Raw genomic sequence first — 22,256 nt, 5'->3', positions numbered from 1 at the left:
GTTAAGTAAAATGGAGCAGCATACAACATGTGAGAAATTGCATTGTGAAGAAGTGACAGGTGCCGGACACGTTATTCAATGTTTGAAAAAATTAGGTGTAACGACTGTTTTCGGTTATCCGGGCGGAGCGATTTTGCCGGTATACGATGCGTTATACGGAAGTGGTTTGAAGCACGTATTAACTCGTCATGAACAAGCTGCTATTCATGCGGCAGAAGGATATGCAAGAGCTTCTGGAAAGGTCGGGGTAGTCTTTGCTACCTCTGGACCAGGGGCGACAAATTTAGTTACGGGTTTAGCAGATGCTTATATGGATTCGATTCCTTTAGTTGTTATTACAGGGCAAGTTGCAAAACCTCTCATCGGAAAAGACGGATTTCAAGAAGCAGATGTTGTCGGGATTACAGTACCTGTTACGAAGCATAATTATCAAGTTCGTGATGTGAATCATTTATCACGCATTGTACAAGAAGCTTTTTACATCGCCGAAAGCGGGCGACCAGGACCAGTATTAATTGATATTCCAAAAGATGTTCAAAATGAAAATGTAACAAGTTTTTATAAGGAAGTAATTGAGATTCCAGGATACAAACTAGAGCCTATGCCAGACAGTATGAAGCTTAGAGAGGTAGCTAAAGCCATTTCAAAAGCAAGACGTCCACTTCTTTATATCGGAGGAGGTGTCATTCATGCAGGCGGCTCTGAAGAACTCATTCAGTTTGCGAAGGAGAATCGTATTCCTGTCGTTTCCACTTTAATGGGACTTGGTGCATATCCACCGGGAGACTCGTTATTTTTAGGAATGCTCGGCATGCATGGAACGTATGCTGCAAATATGGCAGTAACAGAATGTGATTTACTACTCGCGTTAGGTGTTCGCTTCGATGATCGTGTAACAGGAAAATTAGAACTCTTTTCTCCGCATTCGAAAAAGGTACATATTGATATAGATCCGTCTGAGTTTCATAAAAATGTAACTGTGGAGTATCCGGTTGTTGGAGATGTGAAAAAAGCGTTACATATGTTGTTACATATGCCGACTGATACACAAACAAATGAATGGCTTACGAAAATAGAGGAATGGAAGGAGGAATATCCTCTTTCCTACAATCAAACAGAATGTGAGTTAAAACCACAGCATGTTATTAGCCTAGTAAGTGAATTAACGAATGGTGAAGCGATTGTTACGACAGAAGTAGGACAGCATCAAATGTGGGCTGCGCATTTTTATAAAGCGAAAAACCCAAGGACTTTTCTAACGTCAGGTGGATTAGGGACGATGGGATTTGGCTTCCCGGCGGCAGTTGGTGCTCAGCTTGCGAAAGAAGAAGAACTCGTCATTTGTATTGCAGGTGATGCTTCTTTTCAAATGAACATTCAAGAATTACAAACAGTTGCTGAAAATAATATCCCTGTAAAAGTATTTATTATAAATAACAAATTTTTAGGGATGGTAAGGCAATGGCAGGAAATGTTTTATGAAAATCGGTTATCAGAATCAAAAATTGGATCGCCAGATTTTGTGAAAGTGGCAGAAGCTTATGGAGTGAAGGGGTTAAGAGCAACAAATTCAACAGAGGCGAAACAAGTGATGTTAGAAGCATTTGCTCATAAAGGTCCTGTTGTAGTTGATTTTTGTGTAGAAGAAGGTGAAAACGTATTTCCGATGGTTCCGCCAAACAAAGGGAATAACGAAATGATTATGAAGAGGTGGGAAGAATGAGTCATACTTTTTCACTCGTTATTCATAACGAGCCAAGTGTCTTATTACGTATAAGTGGGATCTTTGCTCGGCGTGGTTATTATATCTCTTCTTTACATTTAAACGAAAGAGATACTAATGGCGTTTCTGAAATGAAACTCACAGCAGTTTGTACTGAAAATGAAGCGAGATTACTTGTTGGTCAGTTAAAAAAATTAATTGATGTACTGCAAGTAAATAAACTATAAGGAGTGAATGGATATGAAAACGTATTATGAGAAAGATGCAAATGTAGAGTTATTACAAGGGAAAACAGTTGCAGTAATTGGTTATGGATCTCAAGGTCATGCACAGGCACAAAATTTACGTGATTCTGGTGTGGAAGTAGTAGTTGGTGTTCGACATGGTAAGTCTTTTGAAGTAGCAAAAGCGGATGGGTTTGAAGTAATGTCTGTTTCAGAAGCAGTTCGAACCGCGCAAGTTGTACAAATGTTATTGCCAGATGAACAGCAAGCACATGTGTATAAAGCAGAAGTAGAAGAGAACCTCCGTGAAGGACAAATGTTACTTTTCTCACATGGATTTAATATTCACTTCGGACAAATTAATCCGCCAAGTTACGTAGATGTAGCAATGGTCGCACCAAAAAGTCCAGGTCATCTCGTTCGTCGTGTATTCCAAGAAGGAAATGGTGTTCCGGCATTAGTAGCAGTACATCAAGATGCAACGGGAACGGCATTAAGTGTAGCACTAGCGTATGCAAAAGGTGTAGGCTGTACACGCGCAGGTGTAATTGAAACGACTTTCCAAGAAGAGACAGAAACAGATTTGTTTGGTGAGCAAGCGGTGCTTTGCGGCGGGGTAACTGCACTTGTGAAAGCTGGTTTTGAAACATTAACAGAAGGCGGATATCGTCCTGAAATTGCATATTTTGAATGTTTGCATGAATTAAAGTTAATTGTTGATTTAATGTACGAAGGTGGTTTAACGAATATGCGCCATTCTATTTCCGATACGGCTGAGTTTGGAGATTATGTAACAGGATCGAGAATTGTTACAGATGAAACGAAGAAAGAGATGAAACGAGTACTTACAGAAATTCAGCAAGGTGAATTCGCGAAGAAATGGATTTTAGAAAATCAAGCTGGGCGTCCAACATATAATGCCATGAAAAAAGCAGAGCAAAATCATCAGTTAGAAAAAGTAGGAGCAGAGCTTCGTGAAATGATGAGCTGGATTCATGCACCGAAAGAATTGGTGAAGAAATAGAGTAAGAGATTATAAGTGAAAAATACGTAAGAGGGGATTTGACAAGATGAGAAGTGACATGATTAAAAAAGGTTTTGATAAAGCGCCGCATCGTAGTTTATTAAAAGCAACTGGTTTAAAAGATGAAGATTTTGATAAACCGTTTATAGCTATCTGTAATTCTTTTATTGAAATTATTCCAGGTCATAAGCACTTAAATGAGTTTGGGAAACTTGTTAAAGAAGCAGTTCGTGCAGCAGGTATGGTTCCGTTTGAATTCAATACAATTGGAGTAGATGACGGTATTGCGATGGGACATATTGGTATGCGTTATTCGCTTCCGAGTCGTGAAATCATTGCAGATTCAGTAGAAACAGTTGTAAATGCACATTGGTTTGACGGTATGATTTGTATTCCAAACTGTGACAAAATTACACCTGGTATGATGATGGCTGCACTTCGTATTAATATTCCAACTGTATTCGTTTCAGGTGGCCCGATGGCAGCTGGAAAAACATCTAAAGGAGAAGTTGTCGATTTAAGTTCTGTTTTCGAAGGAGTAGGAGCTTATCAATCTGGTAAAATTTCAGAAGAAGAATTAAAGGATATTGAAGATCATGGTTGTCCATCTTGTGGTTCTTGTTCCGGTATGTTTACAGCGAACTCTATGAACTGTTTATGTGAAGTGTTAGGGCTAGCTCTTCCTGGTAACGGGAGTATTTTAGCCATCGATCCAAGACGCGAAGAATTAATTAAACAAGCAGCAGAGAAATTGAAAATTTTAGTTGAAAGAGATATTAAACCACGAGACATTGTAACAGAAGAAGCAATTGATGATGCGTTCGCGCTTGATATGGCGATGGGTGGTTCGACAAATACAGTGTTGCATACATTGGCACTCGCACATGAGGCCGGACTAGATTACGATATGAGCCGTATTGATGCCGTTTCAAGACGTGTACCACATTTATGTAAAGTAAGCCCTGCTTCCAATTGGCATATGGAAGATATTGATCGAGCAGGCGGGATTAGTGCCATTTTGAAAGAGATGAGCCGAAAAGAAGGGGTACTTCATTTAGACCGAATTACTGCTACTGGGCAGACGTTAAGAGAAAACATTGCTCATGCAGAGATTAAAGACAAGGAAGTTATTCATTCTCTCGAAAACCCTCATAGTGAAGAAGGTGGATTACGTATATTAAAAGGAAACCTTGCGAAAGATGGAGCAGTTATTAAAAGCGGGGCAACCGAAGTAAAACGATTTGAAGGGCCATGCGTTATTTTTAATTCACAAGATGAGGCGCTTGCGGGAATCATGCTTGGGAAAGTGAAAAAAGGAGATGTAGTTGTCATTCGTTATGAAGGACCAAGAGGCGGCCCTGGTATGCCGGAAATGTTAGCACCAACGTCAGCGATTGCAGGTATGGGATTAGGTGCAGATGTTGCACTATTAACGGATGGACGTTTTTCTGGTGCTTCACGTGGTATTTCAGTAGGGCATATTTCGCCAGAAGCAGCTGCGGGCGGAACGATTGCACTTCTTGAACAAGGGGATATTGTTTGTATCGATGTTGAGGAAAGATTGTTAGAAGTAAGAGTTAGTGATGAAGAATTAGATAAACGTAAAAAAGAATGGAAACGACCAGAACCGAAAGTGAAAACGGGCTGGCTTGGGCGTTATGCACAGATGGTAACATCGGCGAATACAGGTGCAGTTCTAAAAATCCCGAATTTTGATTGAGCCAATTTAAAAGAGATAAGGATGATATGAAATGGTGCAGAAGGTAAAGGAGAGAGTGAAAATTGAAGATATCTTAATGGCCCATAATTGCATGAAAGATATCGTTATTAAAACACCGTTACAACGTGATACAGTGCTATCTGAGAAATATAGTTGTGACGTTTATGTGAAACGAGAAGACTTACAATTGATTCGCTCTTTCAAAATTCGTGGTGCTTACAATTTGATTCAAAGTTTACAGAAAGAACAATTACAAAATGGTGTTGTTTGTGCAAGCGCTGGTAATCATGCACAAGGAGTCGCTTATACGTGTAATTTATTGAAGATTCCGTCAAAAATCTTCATGCCAACAACGACACCTAAACAAAAAGTATCGCAAGTACAATTTTTTGGTGGCGATTTTGCGGAAATTGTATTAGTTGGTGATACATTTGATAGCTCGTTCCAAGAAGCACAGCGCTATTGTGAGGAAAGTAGAATGACGTTCGTTCATCCGTTTGATGATCCGTATGTAATTGCCGGCCAAGGGACAGTGGCTGTTGAAATTATGCATGATATGGAAAAATCAGTTGATTATATCTTTACAGCAATCGGCGGTGGTGGGTTAGCATCTGGTGTTGGTACATATGTAAAAGGTGTTAGCCCTGCTACAAAGGTCATTGGCGTAGAGCCAATGGGAGCTGCATCTATGAAAGAAGCTTTTCTTCAAAATGAAAATGTTGCATTAGAAAAGATTGATAGTTTTGTGGATGGGGCAGCTGTTAAAAAGGTAGGGAAGTTAACGTTTGAAACTTGTAGAGATGTCATTGATGATATTGTTTTAGTGCCAGAAGGGAAGGTCTGTACGACGATTTTAGAATTGTATAAGAAAAATGCAATTGTAGCTGAACCAGCTGGTGCACTATCTATTGCAGCGCTTGACCTTTACAGAGATGAAATAAAAGGGAAAACAGTTGTATGTACGCTAAGTGGTGGAAATAATGATATTGATAGAATGCAAGAAATGAAAGAACGTTCTCTTATTTACGAAGGGTTAAAGCATTATTTCATCATTGAATTCCCGCAGCGTTCGGGAGCGCTAAGAGAATTTCTTGATAAAGGATTAGGGCCAGAAGATGATATTACTCGCTTTGAGTATATCAAGAAACATAATAAGGAAAATGGTCCAGCATTAGTCGGAGTAGAGTTAAAACATAAAGAAGATTATGAGCAATTAATTACTCGTTTTAAAGAAAATAATATTCAATTTGTGGAGCTTAATAAAAACCCTGTTTTGTTTGATCTGCTTATTTAATAGAAGGAAAGAGTTAGTATCCAAATAAAAAAGATAGATACAAGCGGGGAAATATAACGCTTGTTCTATCTTTTTTATATTTAAACTAAATACTCACCATATTCAAGCAGTAGAAAGCTAGATAACCAAAAGAGTATCGCAATACGAATGATTACATACATAGTAAATTCAAAGGTAGTAAGCTTTCGTTCACGTTTTATTTTTTTTAGAAGTCTAACAGAAAAAAATGAACATAAAAGTAGAACGGCTATAGATATTTTATAAATATTCTCTAACAAACTTACATTTTCTAATAAGTCTTTCAGCATGTTCATCACCTATTCTGTAAAGTATGTTACAGAGAAATAGATCTTGCGTTGTCTAGTTCCGTTTGTTTTTTATGTTCCCTGTATCATCAATTTCTACATCATTTGAAATTGTTTGTAAATATTGTAGAGCTTTTTTCTTTTCTTCCTCATTTACAGGGGAAACTTGGTTGTTGCGAATGATGTAAGGGTTGAATGACATTTGGACATCCTTTCCTTTAAAAGTTAAAGTTAATACGCCAGTTTCGGCGCTTTTCCCATTCACATAACTTGGGAATAAAAAGTTACCTAATGAATAAGCGATAGGAACTTTATTATAATACTCAAATCCTTGTAACCAATGCGGGTGACTCCCGACAATCGCGTCAGCTCCTGCTTCAACCATTTTAGGTACATATTGTTTTTGGTATTCTACCGGACGATTTGATTTTTCAACGCCCCAATGCATATAGACGATTAAATAGTCTGCATCTCGTTTTTGCTCTTTAATTGTTTTTGTTACAAGATTTAAATCATATCCGTTCGCAACACCAGGTTTATTGTCACCAGCTACCCAATTCGTATCAGGCATAAATCGAACGAAGGAAAGAAATTTGAACTTTTTCCCTTTTACGGTCATTTCTCGTGCGGTATATGCATCTTTTGCATTTTTTCCGGCTCCAATGTAAGGGAACTTTAATTTTTCCACATGAGAGATTGTGTCTAATAATCCCTCTTGCCCGTAATCAAGTGTATGGTTATTCCCGATATTTACGATGTCATATCCAGTATTTTTAATGGCTTGAAGCGTGGATGGATCACTTTTAATCCAAAACAGTTGTCCAGGAGTTTTCTTTTCTCTCGTTGTAAATGCCGACTCTAAATTAACGAAAGAAATATCAGCTTTTGTTATTTCTTCTTTTACATGTTGGAATGGATAATCAGCTCCGTTTTTTTCAATGACCGGACGTAATTGCCAATCGAACATTGTATCACCAGAGAAGGTGAGGGTAATTTCCGGGTCTTCTATTTTCTTTTCAATTTTTGAAGCGGTTTTACTAGATTTATTTTGCAAATCGGGTTTGTCTTTCGCCTTTGAAGTAAAAGAGTAGTTAATTAATACAACAATTGGTGTAATGCAAAAGGCTATTAACAGAAATCGTTTTAGTAAAGTTTTCATAAATACCTTCCCTTTTGAGTTTATCCCGCAATTAGTGGGCAGTAAAACTCGCGCTAATTAAAGTTTCATTTTATGTATAGCTACAAAAAATTGCGGCTTATGTAGTGGAAAACATTTGTTAATATTCTCAATATTAAGTTAACATATAGGTAACCTGTAAATCAATGAATAAACCAAAATATAGAAATAAAGAATTCGAAGGGTGAAGAATAAGAAATGGTTATATTAGGAGCAGTTGTAAATGGGGTTTGTATTATATTTGGTACTTTACTAGGTAAATTATTTAGTAGGATTTCAGAGAGTATGAAGGGAACAATTATGCATGCAATCGGTTTAGCAGTTACTGTACTTGGACTTCAAATGGCATTGAAAAGTGAAAATTTTCTTGTTGTCATTTTAAGTTTAGTGATTGGTACCGTAATTGGGGAGTGGCTACAACTAGAGGGAAAGTTAAAACTGTTAGGAGATTGGCTAGAAAATAAAGTTGGATCGAAAGGGAAAGGGAGCATTTCAGAAGGTTTTGTAACAGCTACACTTATTTTTGCAATTGGTGCGATGGGGATACTTGGTGCACTCGACAGTGGTATTCGCGGAAATCATGATATTTTATTTACAAAGGCGATTATCGATGGATTTATTTCTATTATATTAACGACAACTTTAGGAATTGGTGTAGTGTTTTCAGCAATTCCAGTTATTTTATACGAAGGCGGTATTGCTGTTTTTGCAACACAAATTAATAGTTTGGTCCCGAAAGCATTAATGAATCAATTTATAGTGGAAATGACAGCGACAGGTGGTATTATGATAGCCGCTATTGGATTGAATTTACTTGGTATTATTAAAATTAAGGTGGCAAATTTACTGCCAGGTATATTGGTAGTTGGTATAATTGTTTCACTTATTTACGGTTACGGTTTAATAGTAAAGTAATAGGGGGTGGAGATACATATGGAGGAATTTCAATTTACGAAACGTGTTCATAACATAATGCATATTGCAGCAGAAGAGGCAGAAAGTAATATTATTCAACCAACTCATCTGTTTATCGGCATGTGTAAAGAAGGTACGGGAGTATGTAGCGAGTTGCATATGTATTTGTTTCGTAACGTGGGTACGGATTTTTTAGAAAAACTTTCATTACGAAAACAAGATGATTTGACGGATCAAGAGTATGAAAAAATAGGACAATATAAGGTATCTTATAAGGTGCTAGAAATTTTACAAATAGCGAAGAAACGTATGGAGCGTTTTCGGCAAGTAATAATAAATGAAGGGCATGTTATAGATGCACTATTTCGCGCGGATACGTTTATTGGAAATGCACAAATACAAAAAGATATATTACGTATTATAGCTGAGCCAAGAGATTTAGCGGTTGATCTAAAATGTTTTGTTCCTACTTATGAAGATATACCTTGTACTATTAGAAAGGCTAACCTTTCTGATTTTGAAAAATTAGCAAGTTTTGTTAATGAGGAATTTGGTGAACGTTGGTTACGTTCAATAGAATATGGATTTCGTACATATAAAGAAAATGTACCTATTTACATAGCAGAAAGAGAAGAAGTGATAGTAGGTTTTGCTTGTTATGATGTAGTGAGAGGAAAGAAAGGATTGTTTGGTCCAATGGGTACAGCAAAACAAAATCGTGTGAAAGGTGTAGGGAGGCAATTGTTACATCGCTGTTTACATAGTATGAAGCAAGATGGATATGAATACGCAATTATTGGACAAGCAGGTCCGGTTGAGTTTTATGAGCGATGTTGTAATGCGCGTTTAATACCAATAATGGATAATTAACCAACTTCATTTAGGTGGAGTTGGTTTTATTATGAAAACAATGTGGAAATGTAGTGATTTTTACTAGAAAATAGCGGGTTTTGTAGTAAATCTTACAAATAAAGCAAATTACTAAACTTTTTAGAAGAAAGGGTGTAGAATGGGTATCTAAAGAAAGAAGGTGTGAAAATGGCCAGCTGGAAACGAAATTTGATGATTTGTTGGCTAGGTTGTTTTACCACTGCAGCCGGTATGAGTTTAGTAATTCCTTTTTTATCTTTTTATATTGAGGAATTAGGAGTAACTGGCACTTCAAGTATTGCACAGTGGTCGGGACTTGCATTTGGTGTAACATTTTTAATGGGTGCGATCGTATCACCAATATGGGGAAAGCTTGGTGATATACATGGACGGAAATTGATGCTGATTCGTGCGAGCCTTGGTATGGCGATTATTATGACGCTTATGGGATTTGTAACGGACGTGTATCAACTAGTCGCACTAAGATTTTTGATGGGAGCAGTATCTGGTTTCCTTTCAACCGCGATGACATTTATTGCAGCAGAAACTCCGAAAGAGCATTCAGGTTGGGCAATTTCCACAATTTCAACTGGGGGCGTGAGCGGTTCTTTACTTGGCCCTTTACTTGGAGGATATTTATCAGAATTAATTGGGATGCGCCATGTTTTTCTTGTTACAGGAGCTTTTTTATTCCTTTCCTTTCTCATCGTTTTTTTCTTCCTACATGAAGAGAATCACTCCGCTCAAGCAAAAAAAGTACAACCGAAAAAAGTATGGACGATGGTTCCAGCCAAGCATTTAATTATTAGTTTATTTGTAACAACATTTATTATTCAACTTGCGAACATGTCAATTCAACCTATTATTACATTGTATGTAAAGAATTTAGAAGGACAAGGAACAGCTCATATTGAAATGATTGCAGGCGCAGTTATGTCAGCGACAGGGTTAGCAGTTATTTTGGCAGCACCAAGACTAGGAAGATTATCAGATCAAATCGGTCCTCAAAAAACGTTAGTTGTAGCGTTGTTTGCTGCAGGAATTATTTTTATCCCGCAAGCATTTGTAACCTCAGCTTGGCAACTATTAATTCTTCGGTTTTTATTAGGTATCGCACAAGCAGGATTATTACCTTCTGTACAAACTCTACTAAAACAACATACACCAACCCCTGTGACAGGACGAATATTTGGATATAATCAATCTTTTCAGTTTTTAGGAAATATGATTGGACCAGTACTTGGTGGACAAATTGCAGCACATGCGGGCTTCCAATATGTTTTCTTCTCTACTTCATCATTATTATTTATTGCGTGCATTTGGGTTTATTTTCATAATAAGAACGAAGAGGTATCAGAGAAACGACATTTGGAAGTTAGTTAACTAAGTGAATAAAAAAGAAAAAGGATGAAGCAACGATTGCTTCATCCTTTTCTTTAAAATTGAAGACAAAGATAGCTTAATGTACCCATCTCGTAACTGCGGTGAATGACTTCACCGTTATTTTCACCGCTTCCCATAGCGATAAATAAAGGTACGAAATGCTCTGCTCTTGGTACTGCTAATTGTGCATGAGGCGCATTGTTCTCCCAATTAAATAAAGCATCTTTATTAGTAGTCTGCATATGTTTAATAATCCAATCATCAAATTCAATTGCCCATTGTTCGGGTGTCGTTTGATTCCATTTCAAAGCTCGTAAGTTATGAACAGTAACACCGCTACCGATTATTAAAATATCTTCTTGTCCAAGCCCTTTAAGTGCTTCTCCAATCTTAAATTGCTCTTTTGCAGGAAGGAATGGATTGACTGAAATTTGGACGACAGGAATATTTGCTTCTGGATACATGCGGTGCAGAAGAGTCCATGAGCCATGATCTAAACCTCTCGTCATATTATGATGGACTGGAATACCTTTGTTTTTAAATTTTGTTTCTAACATAGATGCAATGTTAGAAGAACCTTTCGCACGATATTTGATTTCGTATAATTCAGGAGGAAAACCTCCAAAATCATAAATTGTTTCATATTCGTTATCTGATGAAGAAATCGTTAATGCTTCACTTTCCCAATGAGCAGTGAAAATAACAATCGCTTTCGGTTTATATGTTTCTCCAAGTGTTTTTAAAAACCTTGTATAGTCTGTATCTTGAATAGCAAGCATCGGTGATCCGTGTGCTAAAAATAATGATGGCATCATAATAGAAACCTCCCAAAAAATATAGTAATTACTTTATGTAAGTAACTATATAATTTTATTTCGAATTCGTCAACATAATAGTTATTGAGCTAATTGGAAAAGTGCGGTATTTGTCATAATGAAAGCAATTGCATATAATACATAATAAGAATAATGAATGGATATTCATTTTTTGATATACATAATAGAGTTGGGGGCTGACGAAATGAACGTACAGGAAAGTTTCGTTACGGCATTGGATGGATCGGAAATTTATTTACGTAAGTGGCTACCAGAAAGAGATCCGAGAGGGATTATTCAAATTGCACATGGTATGACAGAACATGCAGGTGTTTATACAGACTTTATTGCTGCGTTATTAGAAGCAGGATATGGTGTTTATGCGCATGATCATAAAGGTCATGGGAAAACAGTGAAAAGAGAAGAAGATTATGGTCATTTTGAACCAAATGTAGGTTGGAATGAGGCTGTGTCTGATGTTATTTTTGTATCAGAAACGATAAGAAAAGAACAGACATGCCCATTGTTTTTACTTGGACATAGTATGGGTTCTTTTTTATCAAGACGTGCTGTACAACTTAAAGGTGAATTATATGATGGATTCCTTATTTCAGGAACTGGTGGAAATCCAGGGCTTTTAGGAAGTATCGGTCATAAAGTAGCGACAATTGAAATGAAATTACGCGGGGAAAAAACGAAAAGTCCGATGCTAAACTTTTTATCTTTCGGAAACTTCAATTCACACTTTAAACCAAATCGTACAAAATTTGATTGGTTATCTTCAGATAATAATCAGGTTGATAAATATATTGCGGATCCGTTATGTGGATTCATTTGTACGACGAGTTTTTATCGAGAACTATTTTCTGGTGTATTAGAAGTAAATAAACTAGAAGAATACAAGAAAACGCCAAAAACCCTTCCGATACATATATTCTCTGGAGACCGTGATCCTGTTGGAGATATGGGAAAAGGTGTAAAAGAAGTATACGAAAACTATAAAAAATGTGGTGTGAAAGACGTGACACTACGTTTATATGAAAATGGAAGACATGAAATGTTCCATGAAGTAAATAGAGATGAAGTATTTCAAGATTTGATTTCTTGGTTAGATGGGCATATTGTATGAGAAGAAACCTCACTTTTTTCAAGTGAGGTTTCTTTGAGGAAATGGAGGAATGGTTATGAGTGAATTTGTAAATAAAGAGTATACAGAAATAGATTTTCAACATGATTTGATTAAAGAAGAGGAATTGAAAAATTGTACTTTCATAAAATGCCGTTTTAGAGGGATAGATGCATCAGAAGTTTCTACTGAAAATTGTAATTTCATAGAATGTGATTTTACCGGTGCTCTTTTTAACGCTTCTATCCATCAAGGAACTACATTTGCAAATTGTAAGTTTGTTGGTGCGAATTTATTCGTATCGAAGTTTGAAGAATGTAAAATGACTGGCTCTGATTTTGAAGAAGCGAATTTAGACGGAATAACTATAATATCGGGCGATTGGTCATATACGAATCTAAGGTTCGCGAACTTAAGTAAACAAATGTTAAAAGGTATACGTTTAATTGAAGCTGACCTATATGAATGTAATTTAGAAAAAGCAGATTTACGTGAAGCGGATTTAACGGGCGCACAATTAGGCAAGGTAAAACTTAGCGGTGCAGATTTAAGAGGAGCTGTAGTTGATAGAGTTGATTTTACAAGTTTCGATTTAAAAAATGTAAAATTAGATATAGCGCAGGCAGTTGCAGTAGCAAGATGCTATGGGGCGAAGGTGAATTAAATTGTTTGTAAAACCGTTCAAATTGTTGAACGGTTTTACAGATCATAATAGTAGTATAATAGTAAATGAGGTGTTAATAATATGGAAGATAAAACATTAGGTATACTACTAGATGTTGTTGGTGAATTGTTTTCAGATGAAATATCAATCGCCGTTTCGAATACGAAAGAATATATTTATTATCGGCCAAGTAAACGAATTGATTTAAAGATTAGCGCTGGGGATCCTATTAAGGAAGGGACGATTGCTCATAAAGCAATGGTAACGAAGCAAAAGACCTCTGAGTTTATTAACCGGGATGTTTTCGGTATTCCTTATCATGGAATGGCCGTACCATTTTCAAATAATGAAAAGATTGAAGGTTGCGTGACGGCAATTTATCCCGCTTTAACGGATGGTAAGTCAGTCGTTACTTTAAAAACAACAGACGGATGGGTTCCGGTTCCTTTTTCAAAAGTCATGTATTTAGAGGCGAAAGATAAAAAAACGTATGTGAATGCAGAAGAGTTAACAGGAACACATAAGTACTCGCTACAAGAATTCGAATACTTGCTTCCGAAAGATTCATTTATTAGATGCCACCGTGCCTTTATTGTAAATGTAAATCATATTAAAGCGATATATCCTGATACGCACTCTACTTTTGTACTTTCGATGGATAACGGAGAGAGGGTACCAGTTAGTCAATCATACGCTAGTTATTTTCGCAAACTTCTAGGGTTCTAGATTATTCTGCTTTAGAACCTAGATTCGCTGTTTTATCTGAATTTTCGGCATTGTATACTGAAATCCCTATTTAGATACTGTTAAAGTGTAAAATAATTATGAATATTCACAGGGAGAGGGATTACATATGGAGAATAATTTAGATAGAATTAGGGATCAACGTCTGAAAGATCGCGTAGTTACACCTGAAGAAGCAGCTTCATGGATTGAAAGTGGAATGACCTTAGGCTTAAGTGGGTTTACACGTGCAGGTGATGTGAAAGCAGTCCCATTTGCGCTTGTAAACCGAGTTAAGAATGATAAATCTTTTAAAGTGAATGTTTATACTGGTGCCTCTTTAGGTTCTGATGTAGATAAATTATTTGCGGAAGCAGGAATTTTAGGGAAAAGGTTACCTTTCCAAGCTGATGCGACTATGCGAAAAGGAATTAATAATGGAGACTTTTTATTTGTGGATCAGCACTTGTCTCATACAGCAGAGTTACTCCGTGCTGACGTTATGGATATAGATGTCGCTATTTTGGAAGCGGTTGCGATTACTGAAGATGGAATGATTATTCCAACCACTTCAATTGGAAATTCTTTGGCGTTTTCTTTAAATGCTAAGTCCATCATTATTGAAATGAATATGGCTCAATCCGCGCAACTAGAGGGGCTACATGATTTATATGAACCAGGTAAACAAGGGGAACGACTTCCAATTCCGCTCGTAAAAACGGACGATCGAATTGGCTCAATCGGTATCCCAATTGATGCTGAAAAAGTGAAGGGAATTGTGTTTACGAACCAACTAGATTCGCCATCGACGATTGTTCCTCCGGATGAAGAAACTGTTATTATGGCACAGCATTTAATAGAGTTCCTTCGAAAAGAAGTCGAAGTAGGGCGATTAACCAATCGCTTAGCGCCGTTACAGTCGGGAATTGGTTCAGTGGCCAATGCAGTTCTACATGGAATGTTAGATTCGGAGTTTGAAGATTTAGAAGTGTATTCTGAGGTTTTACAGGATGCAGTCTTTGATCTTATGGATGCTGGGAAAGTCAATTTTGCTTCCTGCTGCTCGATCACACTCTCAGAAGAGAAAATGCAACAAGTATTTTCTAACTTTGAAAAATATCGTGACAAATTAATGATGCGCCCGCAAGAGATTTCTAATCATCCTGAAATCATTCGTCGCCTTGGATTAATCTCAATTAATACTGCTTTAGAATTAGATATATACGGAAATGTGAATTCTACTCACGTTTTAGGTACAAAAATGATGAATGGTATTGGTGGTTCTGGTGATTTTGCGAGAAATGCACGTCTAGCTATCTTTGTTACGAAATCGATTGCGAAAGGTGGTAACATTTCAAGTATCGTTCCTTTCGTCTCTCATGTAGACCATACGGAACACGATGTAGATGTTATCGTCACTGAACAAGGGTACGCTGATTTAAGAGGACTGGCACCAAGAGAAAGAGTGGAACTGATTATTGAGAACTGCGCACATCCAATGTATCGTGACCAGTTACGAGCTTATTTCGAAGAAGCAAAAACAAGAGGTGGACAAACCCCTCATATTTTAGAAAAAGCTTTTTCTTGGCATACGAATTATGCTAAAAATGGAACGATGCTTGAAGCGGTAGTGGAAACTGTATAGGTGTGTATCGTAAGAAATAGTAAAACGAATGATTGAGTTTGAAGATTAGACTTTCGAAAAAGGGAACGCCAACTTTCAGGGATGGCGTTCTTTTCTTTTGAAAAATTGTTACCTATATGAAGAATTATAAAAGTAATCTCTTATTTATGGAAATAAGAGGTTTTTTAAATTACTTTTCGAATCAGTTTAATAGTTTACATATGAAAGTGAGGAGAAAGAATCATGAAGATAAGAAAAGCGGTATTAAGAGAAGCAAATGAATTAAGTGAACTTGCACTACACTCAAAAGCAACGTGGAACTATAGTGAAGAATTCATACTTGCTTGTAAGGAAGATTTAACAATTACAGAAGAGTACATAAAAAATAATTTTGTATATGTTTTAGAAAACGATAATACGAAGATTGGATTTTTCTCATTTTTACGAAATGATAAAGCTCTCGATTTCCTATACATTCATCCTCGTTACAAAGGGAAAGGCTACGGGAAAATACTTTGGGAGTATGTAATAGAAAAAGCAAATGAATTAGGTTTAAAAAGCTTTACGATTGATAGTGATCCGAATGCAAAAGGATATTACCTGAAGATGGGAGCAAAGTTAATAGGAGAGACACCATCAACGGTTTTAAAGGATCGTTTATTACCTCTTTTGCAATATGATGTGTAAAACTATTAATAGTAGGGGAAGCTGAGAATGGATAATATAAAGCGAAAAAGAATATATGAAGCACTAATCAAATCGTGGTCGATTGAAACAAGTTCAAAGTGGACGATTGAAAATCCAGCAAAGGGACAATGTGGTGTTACAGCTCTAGTCGTTCAAGACATATACGGAGGAGAAATTAAAAAGACAAAAGTAAGAGAGGTGTGGCACTTTTATAACTTTATAGATGGACAGCACTTTGATTTTACAGAGGCTCAATTCAATGAAAACCTGAATTATATGGATGTGGAATCAAATCGAGAAGAAGCATTTGCAGATACAAATGAAAAACAATATAGCATTTTGAAGGAAAAGATAATGAAAGAATTTAAATTATCTTTTGACTCTTAATCTTTAATAAGTTACTATAATGGTGGTAACTTATTAAAGGGAACTTCATAGAGTTGAAAGGGGAAATACTTTTGAAAACAACTTATGTAAACGCTACAATCGTAACGATGAATGAACAAAACGAAGTGATAGAAAATGGATATATCATTGTAGAAAATGATCAAATTATAGATGTAAAGAGCGGAGAGTTCGCTAATGATTTTGAAGTAGATGAAGTAATTGACATGAAAGGAAAGTGGGTTTTACCAGGGCTTGTAAATACACATACACACGTTGTAATGAGTCTCTTAAGAGGTATTGGCGATGATATGTTATTACAACCATGGCTGGAGACGAGAATTTGGCCACTTGAAAGTCAGTTTACTCCAGAACTTGCGGTCGCTAGTACGGAATTAGGATTACTTGAAATGGTGAAAAGTGGTACAACATCATTCTCTGATATGTTTAATCCAATTGGAGTAGATCAAGATGCAATTATGGAAACGGTATCAAAGAGTGGAATGCGAGCTGCTGTTTCAAGAACTTTATTTAGCTTCGGAACGAAGGACGATGAGAAGAAAGCGATTGAAGAAGCTGAAAAATATGTGAAGCGTTACTATAACGAAAGTGGTATGTTAACTACGATGGTTGCGCCGCATAGTCCATATACATGTTCTACAGAACTGTTAGAAGAGTGTGCTCGTATTGCAGTAGAAAATCAAACGATGGTTCATATTCATCTTTCGGAAACAGAGCGTGAAGTACGTGATATTGAAACACAGTACGGAAAACGTCCAGTAGAATATGCAGCAAGTTGCGGTTTATTTAAACGCCCAACAGTTATTGCACACGGTGTAGTATTAAATGAAAATGAGCGTGCATTTTTAGCAGAACATGATGTTCGAGTAGCACATAACCCGAATAGTAATTTAAAACTAGGATCGGGTATAGCGAATGTAAAAGCGATGCTAGAAGCAGGAATGAAAGTTGGAATTGCAACAGATAGTGTGGCATCTAACAACAATTTAGATATGTTTGAAGAAATGCGTATAGCAACATTATTACAAAAAGGTATTCATCAAGATGCAACAGCGTTACCAGTTGAAACAGCACTTACACTTGCAACTAAAGGAGCTGCTGAAGTAATCGGCATGAAACAAACAGGATCAATTGAGGTTGGAAAGTGTGCTGATTTTATTACGATTGATCCGTCTAATAAGCCGCATTTACAACCAGCAGATGAAGTGTTATCACACCTTGTATATGCTGCTAGTGGAAAAGATATAAGTGATGTAATTATTAACGGAAAACGTGTCGTTTGGAATGGCGAATGTAAAACGTTAGATGAAGAGCGTATTATATTTGAAGCAAGTCGTTATAAACGAGGTTTGCAAAGATAGGTATTTTTAGGCTGTGGAGAAAGTCTTCTCCACAGCCTGTTTTTGTGTCTGAACCTTTTTTATGTGTCGACATTGATAAAAAGAGGGAAAGGATAGATTTTTTATCAGTGTTGATTAATAAAACAGAAGAGAATGATTTAGATAAAATCACTAGTTTCAAAAAATCCTTCACGTAATAATGATTATATGAAGGATTTTGATGTTTCTTATTTTTTTGTCTCGTTGACCCATTTAATAATGTCCCGGATGACGTACTCAGGAACATTAGCAGGGATTTCATATTCACTAGGAAGACTTAATTCCCCATCACCCTCCGTGAAGAAATGATTCAATTTTGGGTATTCATTGAACTGAACATTCCTGCGGTTTGAAAGCCCTTCCTGCCATTTTGTATATTCATTTTTTACTGTTACTTGATAATCCCGTGCTCCTTGCAGAATCAGTAAAGGCTCTTTTCGTGATCTTGCCTCTTCAACTGGACGCCACCTTGAAACATCATACATAAAATGAGGCGACCCAAAATTGTAGCCAGCTGGAGGATGGTCAGGATTGAAAGTAGGATCTTGGATAAAAGCGGCCTGTCTTTTTAGTTCATCGATTACTTCCTTTGGCGCCCCTAGGTATTGATTCTGATCAATGGCAATGTCAGTCAATGGGCGTGCAGGTGGTGCGAGTAAGATACTTCCTCTAACAAGTGAGGAAGGTGATTTGCTCAGTATACGCGGCATTGTGCCAGCTCCTAGACTATGTCCAAGAATGAAAATATTATTTGGATCAATGCCTTCCTGCTGCGCCGCTGATTTTGCTGCATATATGGCATCATCTGTAGTATCACGGTCTAACGTAACAGGTTCTGCACTCATCTTTAATGCGTGTTCTAAGGTGCGTTTTTCATAGCGCAACACTGCAATTCCGTTGGACGAAAGGCCCACCGCAAGGTCTCGTAAGATTTTTGTTCCCAGATATGTACTATCGCGATCATGGATGCCAGCACCATGAACAAGAACAACTACGGGTACCTTTTCACCAGGCTTATGTTTCGGAACTGTTAATGTGGCTGGTAACGGATAGGTAGAATTTCCAATGACGATTTCACGTTCTTGATAGGAAGCAGGTTGATCATATCTAGGATGCGGGATAATATAAGATTCCGGAGGCGTCCTTACCCCAACCTCATCTACTTTCCCGCCAGGTGTGAATTTAAGGAGTAACGGTATGGTAGTTCCTTCGATAGTTCCTGAAATTTCCACCGTCTGATGGACCAAGTTTCGTTCTTTTATCACGGGGGTTCCCATGCTTTTTATCCCGCTCCAGTCACTTTGTGTCCACCAGTTTTGTAATGTGTTTGCTGTAAACTTGGATTGAAAAGCAGCAGACGTCAACTGAAGTGCCTCTGGGTACTTACCTTGCTGGAGATATTCAAGGAATAATGATGTACGCTCCGTTAAAGAGACTTGTTTCTTTTCTACAGATGGTTTCTCACGTGTATCTGCGTGAATAGCTGTTGTAAGCGGAAAAGATGAAATGCCTAAAGAAAAGAGTAGGGTAAAGGAAAGTACGGATTTTTGTATTTTATTTTTTTTATTCATGTTTTAACCTCCAATATGTAATGGTAAAAAAACAGGTAGGATAAATTAAGGTTCTGTTGTAACAACCATCTAAATCATTGATATGTCATCTAAAACCAACAGTCCTGGTTTTGTCGTAATCGCTCTGGCAACTCCTAACCTCTCTCTCTTTCTTTCTTCACTTTATATTTTGACTATACGAAACAAAGTTCTCGTTTTTCTTACTTGATCCTTACAAAATCCTTAAGTGTATAAGATTTGTAAAATATCACTTCCTACTTGACCTGGATTCGAAAAAACAAAGTGGCATTGCTGAATGGAGATACGAAGATATCCCAACCAAACTGTACCCTATACGCCTATTCAGTTAGTTATGGGGGAATTTACATGAAACAGAAGAAAAGTTAAAACAAAAAGGGAGGTATGCAATAAGAGATTTTTTATAAACACTTGAGCGAACAGCGCAGATTATACATGCAATCTTTAGCTATCCTTTTTAAAAGGGTAGCTTTTTTTTGAACGAATAAATATTCAAAAGAATGTCGCATCTTTCTGTTCATATTTCTGCTATAATATATAACGCTTTATAATATTTTATACTTAAGGAGAACAATTCATGAAGCGAAAAAAGAGCCATTTAATGGTAATGGCACTTGTTACAACTTTATTATTAACAGCTTGTAATAATAAAGCGAATAAAAGTGACACAGAGGCAAAAAAACAAGTATTAAATGTAACAGTATCAGAAGAAATTCCTTCTCTTGATACTGCGAAAACGATGGATGGCACATCAGCGCATGTTATGCAAAACATATTTGAAGGGTTGTATGTATTAGATGATCAAGATCAGCCTATTCCAGCGGTAGCAAAATCGTTTCAAAGAAGTGAAGATGGTAAAAAATATACATTTGATTTGCGTAAAGATGCAAAATGGTCAAATGGAGACAGTGTGACAGCAAATGATTTTATGTTTGCATGGAAACGTGCAATTAACGCTGAAACAACGTCTCAATATGCGTCCATGCTCTTTTACGTGAAAAACGCGAAAGAGATAAATAAGGGAACAATGCCTCTTGATGCACTTGGGGTTAAAGTTATAAATGATTATAAATTAGAAGTGGAACTAGAGCAGCCAATTCCTTACTTTTTACAGCTGTTAGCATTACCTATTTACTTACCACAGCATGAATCATTTTTGAAGGAACAAGGAAAGAATTATGCATTGGAACCTAGTAATCTCATATATAATGGTCCATTTGTATTAGAGAAATGGAAGCATGAACAAGAGTTTCAATTAAAGAAGAATGCTACATATTGGGATCAAAAGAAAGTGAAATTAGACGAAATAAACTTTCAAATTGTAAAGGATACAATGACGGTTGTTAATTTATACGAAGCTGGTGATTTGGACCGGGTGCCTATTAATTCTCAATTTGTAGACAAGTATAAAGGGAATAAGGAGTTACATATGTCGAGCGATCCTGGAATTGCTATGCTACGTTTTAATGAAAAAAATAATGCATTAGCAAATAAAAAGGTGCGTCAATCTATTTCATTCGCGTTAAATAAAGAGGATTTCGTTGCTCACTTTATTAATAATGGGGCAAAACCTGCAAGTGGGCTTGTACCAGCTGGTCATGTAAACGAAGAGACGGGTAAAGATTTTAGAAAAGAAAACGGAGATCTTTCTTCATATGATTTGCAAAATGCGAAAAAGATTTGGGAAGAAGCGAAAAAAGAGCTTGGAGTAGAGCAAGTAAACCTTGAGTTTTTAACGTTTGAACAAGATAATGCAAAACGTATGGCAGAATATATAAAAGGTGACTTAGAAAAGCATTTGCAAGGATTAACGATACAAATAAAACAACAGCCATTTAAGCAAAAATTACAGTTAGAACAAACCGGAGATTACGATATATCTATGGCAAATTGGGGACCGGACTTTAAAGACCCAATTAGTTATTTAGAACTATTTACGACGGGTAATCCGAATAACAAAATGAATTACTCTAACCTTCACTACGATGAATTAATAAAGAGAGCGAAAAGTGATCTAGTACTAAATCAGAAGAAAAGGTGGGAAGCATTGCAAGAGGCCGAGCGTATTCTGTTAGAGGATGCTGCGGTCGCACCACTTTATCAAATGGGCTCAGCTTACGTACAAAAGGATTATGTAAAAGGAATTGAAAAGCATCAATTTGGTGGTATTTATACTTATAAGAATGCTTATGTCGCTAATGAATAAATACAAAAAACCTTACTTTTTAAAAGTAAGGTTTTTTTCATAGGGCAGGGACATCTTTTGGTGGTGTTCCCAGCATATGAAGAAGAGAAATGAAAAATTGTAGTTACGCATTCATAAGAAGTTGCAACAAATAAGATTGAGCAATTTATTTAAGTAAAAAAGAATAGAAATATAGCATATATGGAATAAGGGAATGCAGTACAGATCAGCATACAAGCATTCTCTTGCTGTAACTATGTTTGTTTTTGAATTATATAAAAAATATTAGATTATATATTTTGTCATTGGTATACTTAAAAGGTAATTGAGGTATTAAGATGAATTGATAGAAATGTTTGTGTAGAATTATTTGAGTATTATAAAAAAAGAGGGACTTAAGTGTTTGATTGGAACGGGGCTTTTT

The 22,256-nt window shown here is 36.6% G+C and carries 20 protein-coding genes; 16 read left to right on the top strand and 4 right to left on the bottom strand.

Translation table 11 applies throughout. From position 1 onward, the window contains the following. The first annotated feature begins 10 nt into the window (after window positions 1-10). From ilvB to ilvA, 5 genes are read left to right on the top strand one after another with little or no spacing between them, the layout of a single operon-like run. Complete coding sequence (gene ilvB / locus QCI44_RS19175) at window positions 11-1,723, top strand: acetolactate synthase large subunit (protein WP_353811405.1); 1,713 nt, start codon at window positions 11-13, stop codon at window positions 1,721-1,723. Next, a complete protein-coding gene (locus tag QCI44_RS19170) occupies window positions 1,720-1,950 on the top strand; it encodes an ACT domain-containing protein (protein ID WP_002108560.1) in 231 nt (76 codons plus the stop codon). Before ilvB ends, QCI44_RS19170 begins: the two co-directional genes overlap by 4 nt. 13 nt (window positions 1,951-1,963) lie before the next feature. Beyond that, on the top strand, window positions 1,964-2,971 hold the full coding sequence (gene ilvC, locus QCI44_RS19165) for a ketol-acid reductoisomerase (RefSeq protein WP_016088406.1): 1,008 nt from the start codon (window positions 1,964-1,966) through the stop codon (window positions 2,969-2,971). Between the two features lie 46 nt (window positions 2,972-3,017). Continuing rightward, complete coding sequence (ilvD, locus tag QCI44_RS19160) at window positions 3,018-4,691, top strand: dihydroxy-acid dehydratase (RefSeq protein ID WP_016088405.1); 1,674 nt, start codon at window positions 3,018-3,020, stop codon at window positions 4,689-4,691. A 31-nt stretch (window positions 4,692-4,722) separates the two neighbouring features. After that, on the top strand, window positions 4,723-5,985 hold the full coding sequence (ilvA, locus tag QCI44_RS19155) for a threonine ammonia-lyase IlvA (RefSeq protein ID WP_088083594.1): 1,263 nt from the start codon (window positions 4,723-4,725) through the stop codon (window positions 5,983-5,985). 80 nt (window positions 5,986-6,065) lie between these two features. Here ilvA and QCI44_RS19150 read toward each other — a convergent pair whose 3' ends face one another. Together QCI44_RS19150 and QCI44_RS19145 are read right to left on the bottom strand one after the other, a co-directional pair. Beyond that, window positions 6,066-6,293: a hypothetical protein gene (locus QCI44_RS19150; RefSeq protein WP_016134143.1), complete on the bottom strand. Its 228-nt coding sequence runs from the start codon at window positions 6,291-6,293 to the stop codon at window positions 6,066-6,068. Between the two features lie 52 nt (window positions 6,294-6,345). Beyond that, entirely contained in the window at window positions 6,346-7,449 is a 1,104-nt protein-coding gene (locus QCI44_RS19145) for a CapA family protein (RefSeq protein WP_000854525.1), read from the bottom strand. A gap of 216 nt (window positions 7,450-7,665) precedes the next feature. Between QCI44_RS19145 and QCI44_RS19140 the strand changes: the two genes are divergently transcribed. The 3 genes from QCI44_RS19140 (at window position 7,666) to QCI44_RS19130 (ending at window position 10,635) form a co-directional block, all read left to right on the top strand. Continuing rightward, complete coding sequence (locus QCI44_RS19140) at window positions 7,666-8,382, top strand: DUF554 domain-containing protein (protein ID WP_016134145.1); 717 nt, start codon at window positions 7,666-7,668, stop codon at window positions 8,380-8,382. Window positions 8,383-8,400: 18 nt separating this feature from the next. Beyond that, window positions 8,401-9,252, top strand: coding sequence for a GNAT family N-acetyltransferase (locus tag QCI44_RS19135; protein WP_016134146.1), 852 nt, complete (start codon window positions 8,401-8,403; stop codon window positions 9,250-9,252). A gap of 168 nt (window positions 9,253-9,420) precedes the next feature. Then, window positions 9,421-10,635 (top strand): multidrug efflux MFS transporter, encoded by a 1,215-nt coding sequence (locus QCI44_RS19130; protein ID WP_016088400.1) that lies wholly within the window; start codon window positions 9,421-9,423, stop codon window positions 10,633-10,635. Between the two features lie 53 nt (window positions 10,636-10,688). On the opposite strand, the gene QCI44_RS19125 is transcribed toward QCI44_RS19130, so the two are convergent. Further along, window positions 10,689-11,450, bottom strand: a complete 762-nt coding sequence (locus QCI44_RS19125; RefSeq protein WP_016088399.1) for a DODA-type extradiol aromatic ring-opening family dioxygenase — start codon at window positions 11,448-11,450, stop codon at window positions 10,689-10,691. Window positions 11,451-11,655: 205 nt separating this feature from the next. On the opposite strand from QCI44_RS19125, the gene QCI44_RS19120 reads away from it, so the two are divergent. The 7 genes from QCI44_RS19120 to QCI44_RS19090 all read left to right on the top strand — a co-directional run bounded on the left by QCI44_RS19120 (window position 11,656) and on the right by QCI44_RS19090 (window position 18,040). Continuing rightward, the gene (locus QCI44_RS19120) at window positions 11,656-12,579 is read left to right on the top strand and encodes an alpha/beta hydrolase (RefSeq protein WP_088083598.1); all 924 of its coding nucleotides are present in this window, start codon (window positions 11,656-11,658) and stop codon (window positions 12,577-12,579) included. Between the two features lie 55 nt (window positions 12,580-12,634). Beyond that, window positions 12,635-13,240, top strand: coding sequence for a pentapeptide repeat-containing protein (locus tag QCI44_RS19115; RefSeq protein WP_088083599.1), 606 nt, complete (start codon window positions 12,635-12,637; stop codon window positions 13,238-13,240). 81 nt (window positions 13,241-13,321) lie between these two features. Then, window positions 13,322-13,966 (top strand): LytTR family DNA-binding domain-containing protein, encoded by a 645-nt coding sequence (locus tag QCI44_RS19110; RefSeq protein WP_088083600.1) that lies wholly within the window; start codon window positions 13,322-13,324, stop codon window positions 13,964-13,966. Between the two features lie 127 nt (window positions 13,967-14,093). Beyond that, window positions 14,094-15,608 carry a succinyl-CoA:acetate CoA-transferase ScpC gene (locus QCI44_RS19105; RefSeq protein WP_016088396.1) on the top strand — a complete coding sequence of 505 codons (1,515 nt, stop codon included), beginning with the start codon at window positions 14,094-14,096 and terminating at the stop codon, window positions 15,606-15,608. Window positions 15,609-15,830: 222 nt separating this feature from the next. Next, complete coding sequence (locus QCI44_RS19100; RefSeq protein WP_016088395.1) at window positions 15,831-16,274, top strand: GNAT family N-acetyltransferase; 444 nt, start codon at window positions 15,831-15,833, stop codon at window positions 16,272-16,274. A 27-nt stretch (window positions 16,275-16,301) separates the two neighbouring features. Next, window positions 16,302-16,661 carry a YunG family protein gene (locus QCI44_RS19095; protein ID WP_088083601.1) on the top strand — a complete coding sequence of 120 codons (360 nt, stop codon included), beginning with the start codon at window positions 16,302-16,304 and terminating at the stop codon, window positions 16,659-16,661. Window positions 16,662-16,714: 53 nt separating this feature from the next. Further along, window positions 16,715-18,040: a bifunctional S-methyl-5'-thioadenosine deaminase/S-adenosylhomocysteine deaminase gene (locus tag QCI44_RS19090; RefSeq protein ID WP_353811404.1), complete on the top strand. Its 1,326-nt coding sequence runs from the start codon at window positions 16,715-16,717 to the stop codon at window positions 18,038-18,040. Between the two features lie 206 nt (window positions 18,041-18,246). Here the strand turns inward: QCI44_RS19090 and QCI44_RS19085 are convergent, their stop codons facing one another. Next, entirely contained in the window at window positions 18,247-19,629 is a 1,383-nt protein-coding gene (locus QCI44_RS19085; protein WP_016088392.1) for an alpha/beta hydrolase, read from the bottom strand. Window positions 19,630-20,224: 595 nt separating this feature from the next. Here QCI44_RS19085 and QCI44_RS19075 point away from each other — a divergent pair. After that, the gene (locus QCI44_RS19075; protein ID WP_016134148.1) at window positions 20,225-21,853 is read left to right on the top strand and encodes a peptide ABC transporter substrate-binding protein; all 1,629 of its coding nucleotides are present in this window, start codon (window positions 20,225-20,227) and stop codon (window positions 21,851-21,853) included. The last annotated feature ends 403 nt before the right edge of the window (window positions 21,854-22,256 follow it).

The sequence above is a fragment of the Bacillus cereus group sp. RP37 genome (assembly GCF_040459695.1).
GTDB lineage: Bacteria > Bacillota > Bacilli > Bacillales > Bacillaceae_G > Bacillus_A.
Note: the sequence above shows the minus strand (reverse complement) of the source record. Positions and strands in the feature narration are given on the sequence as shown.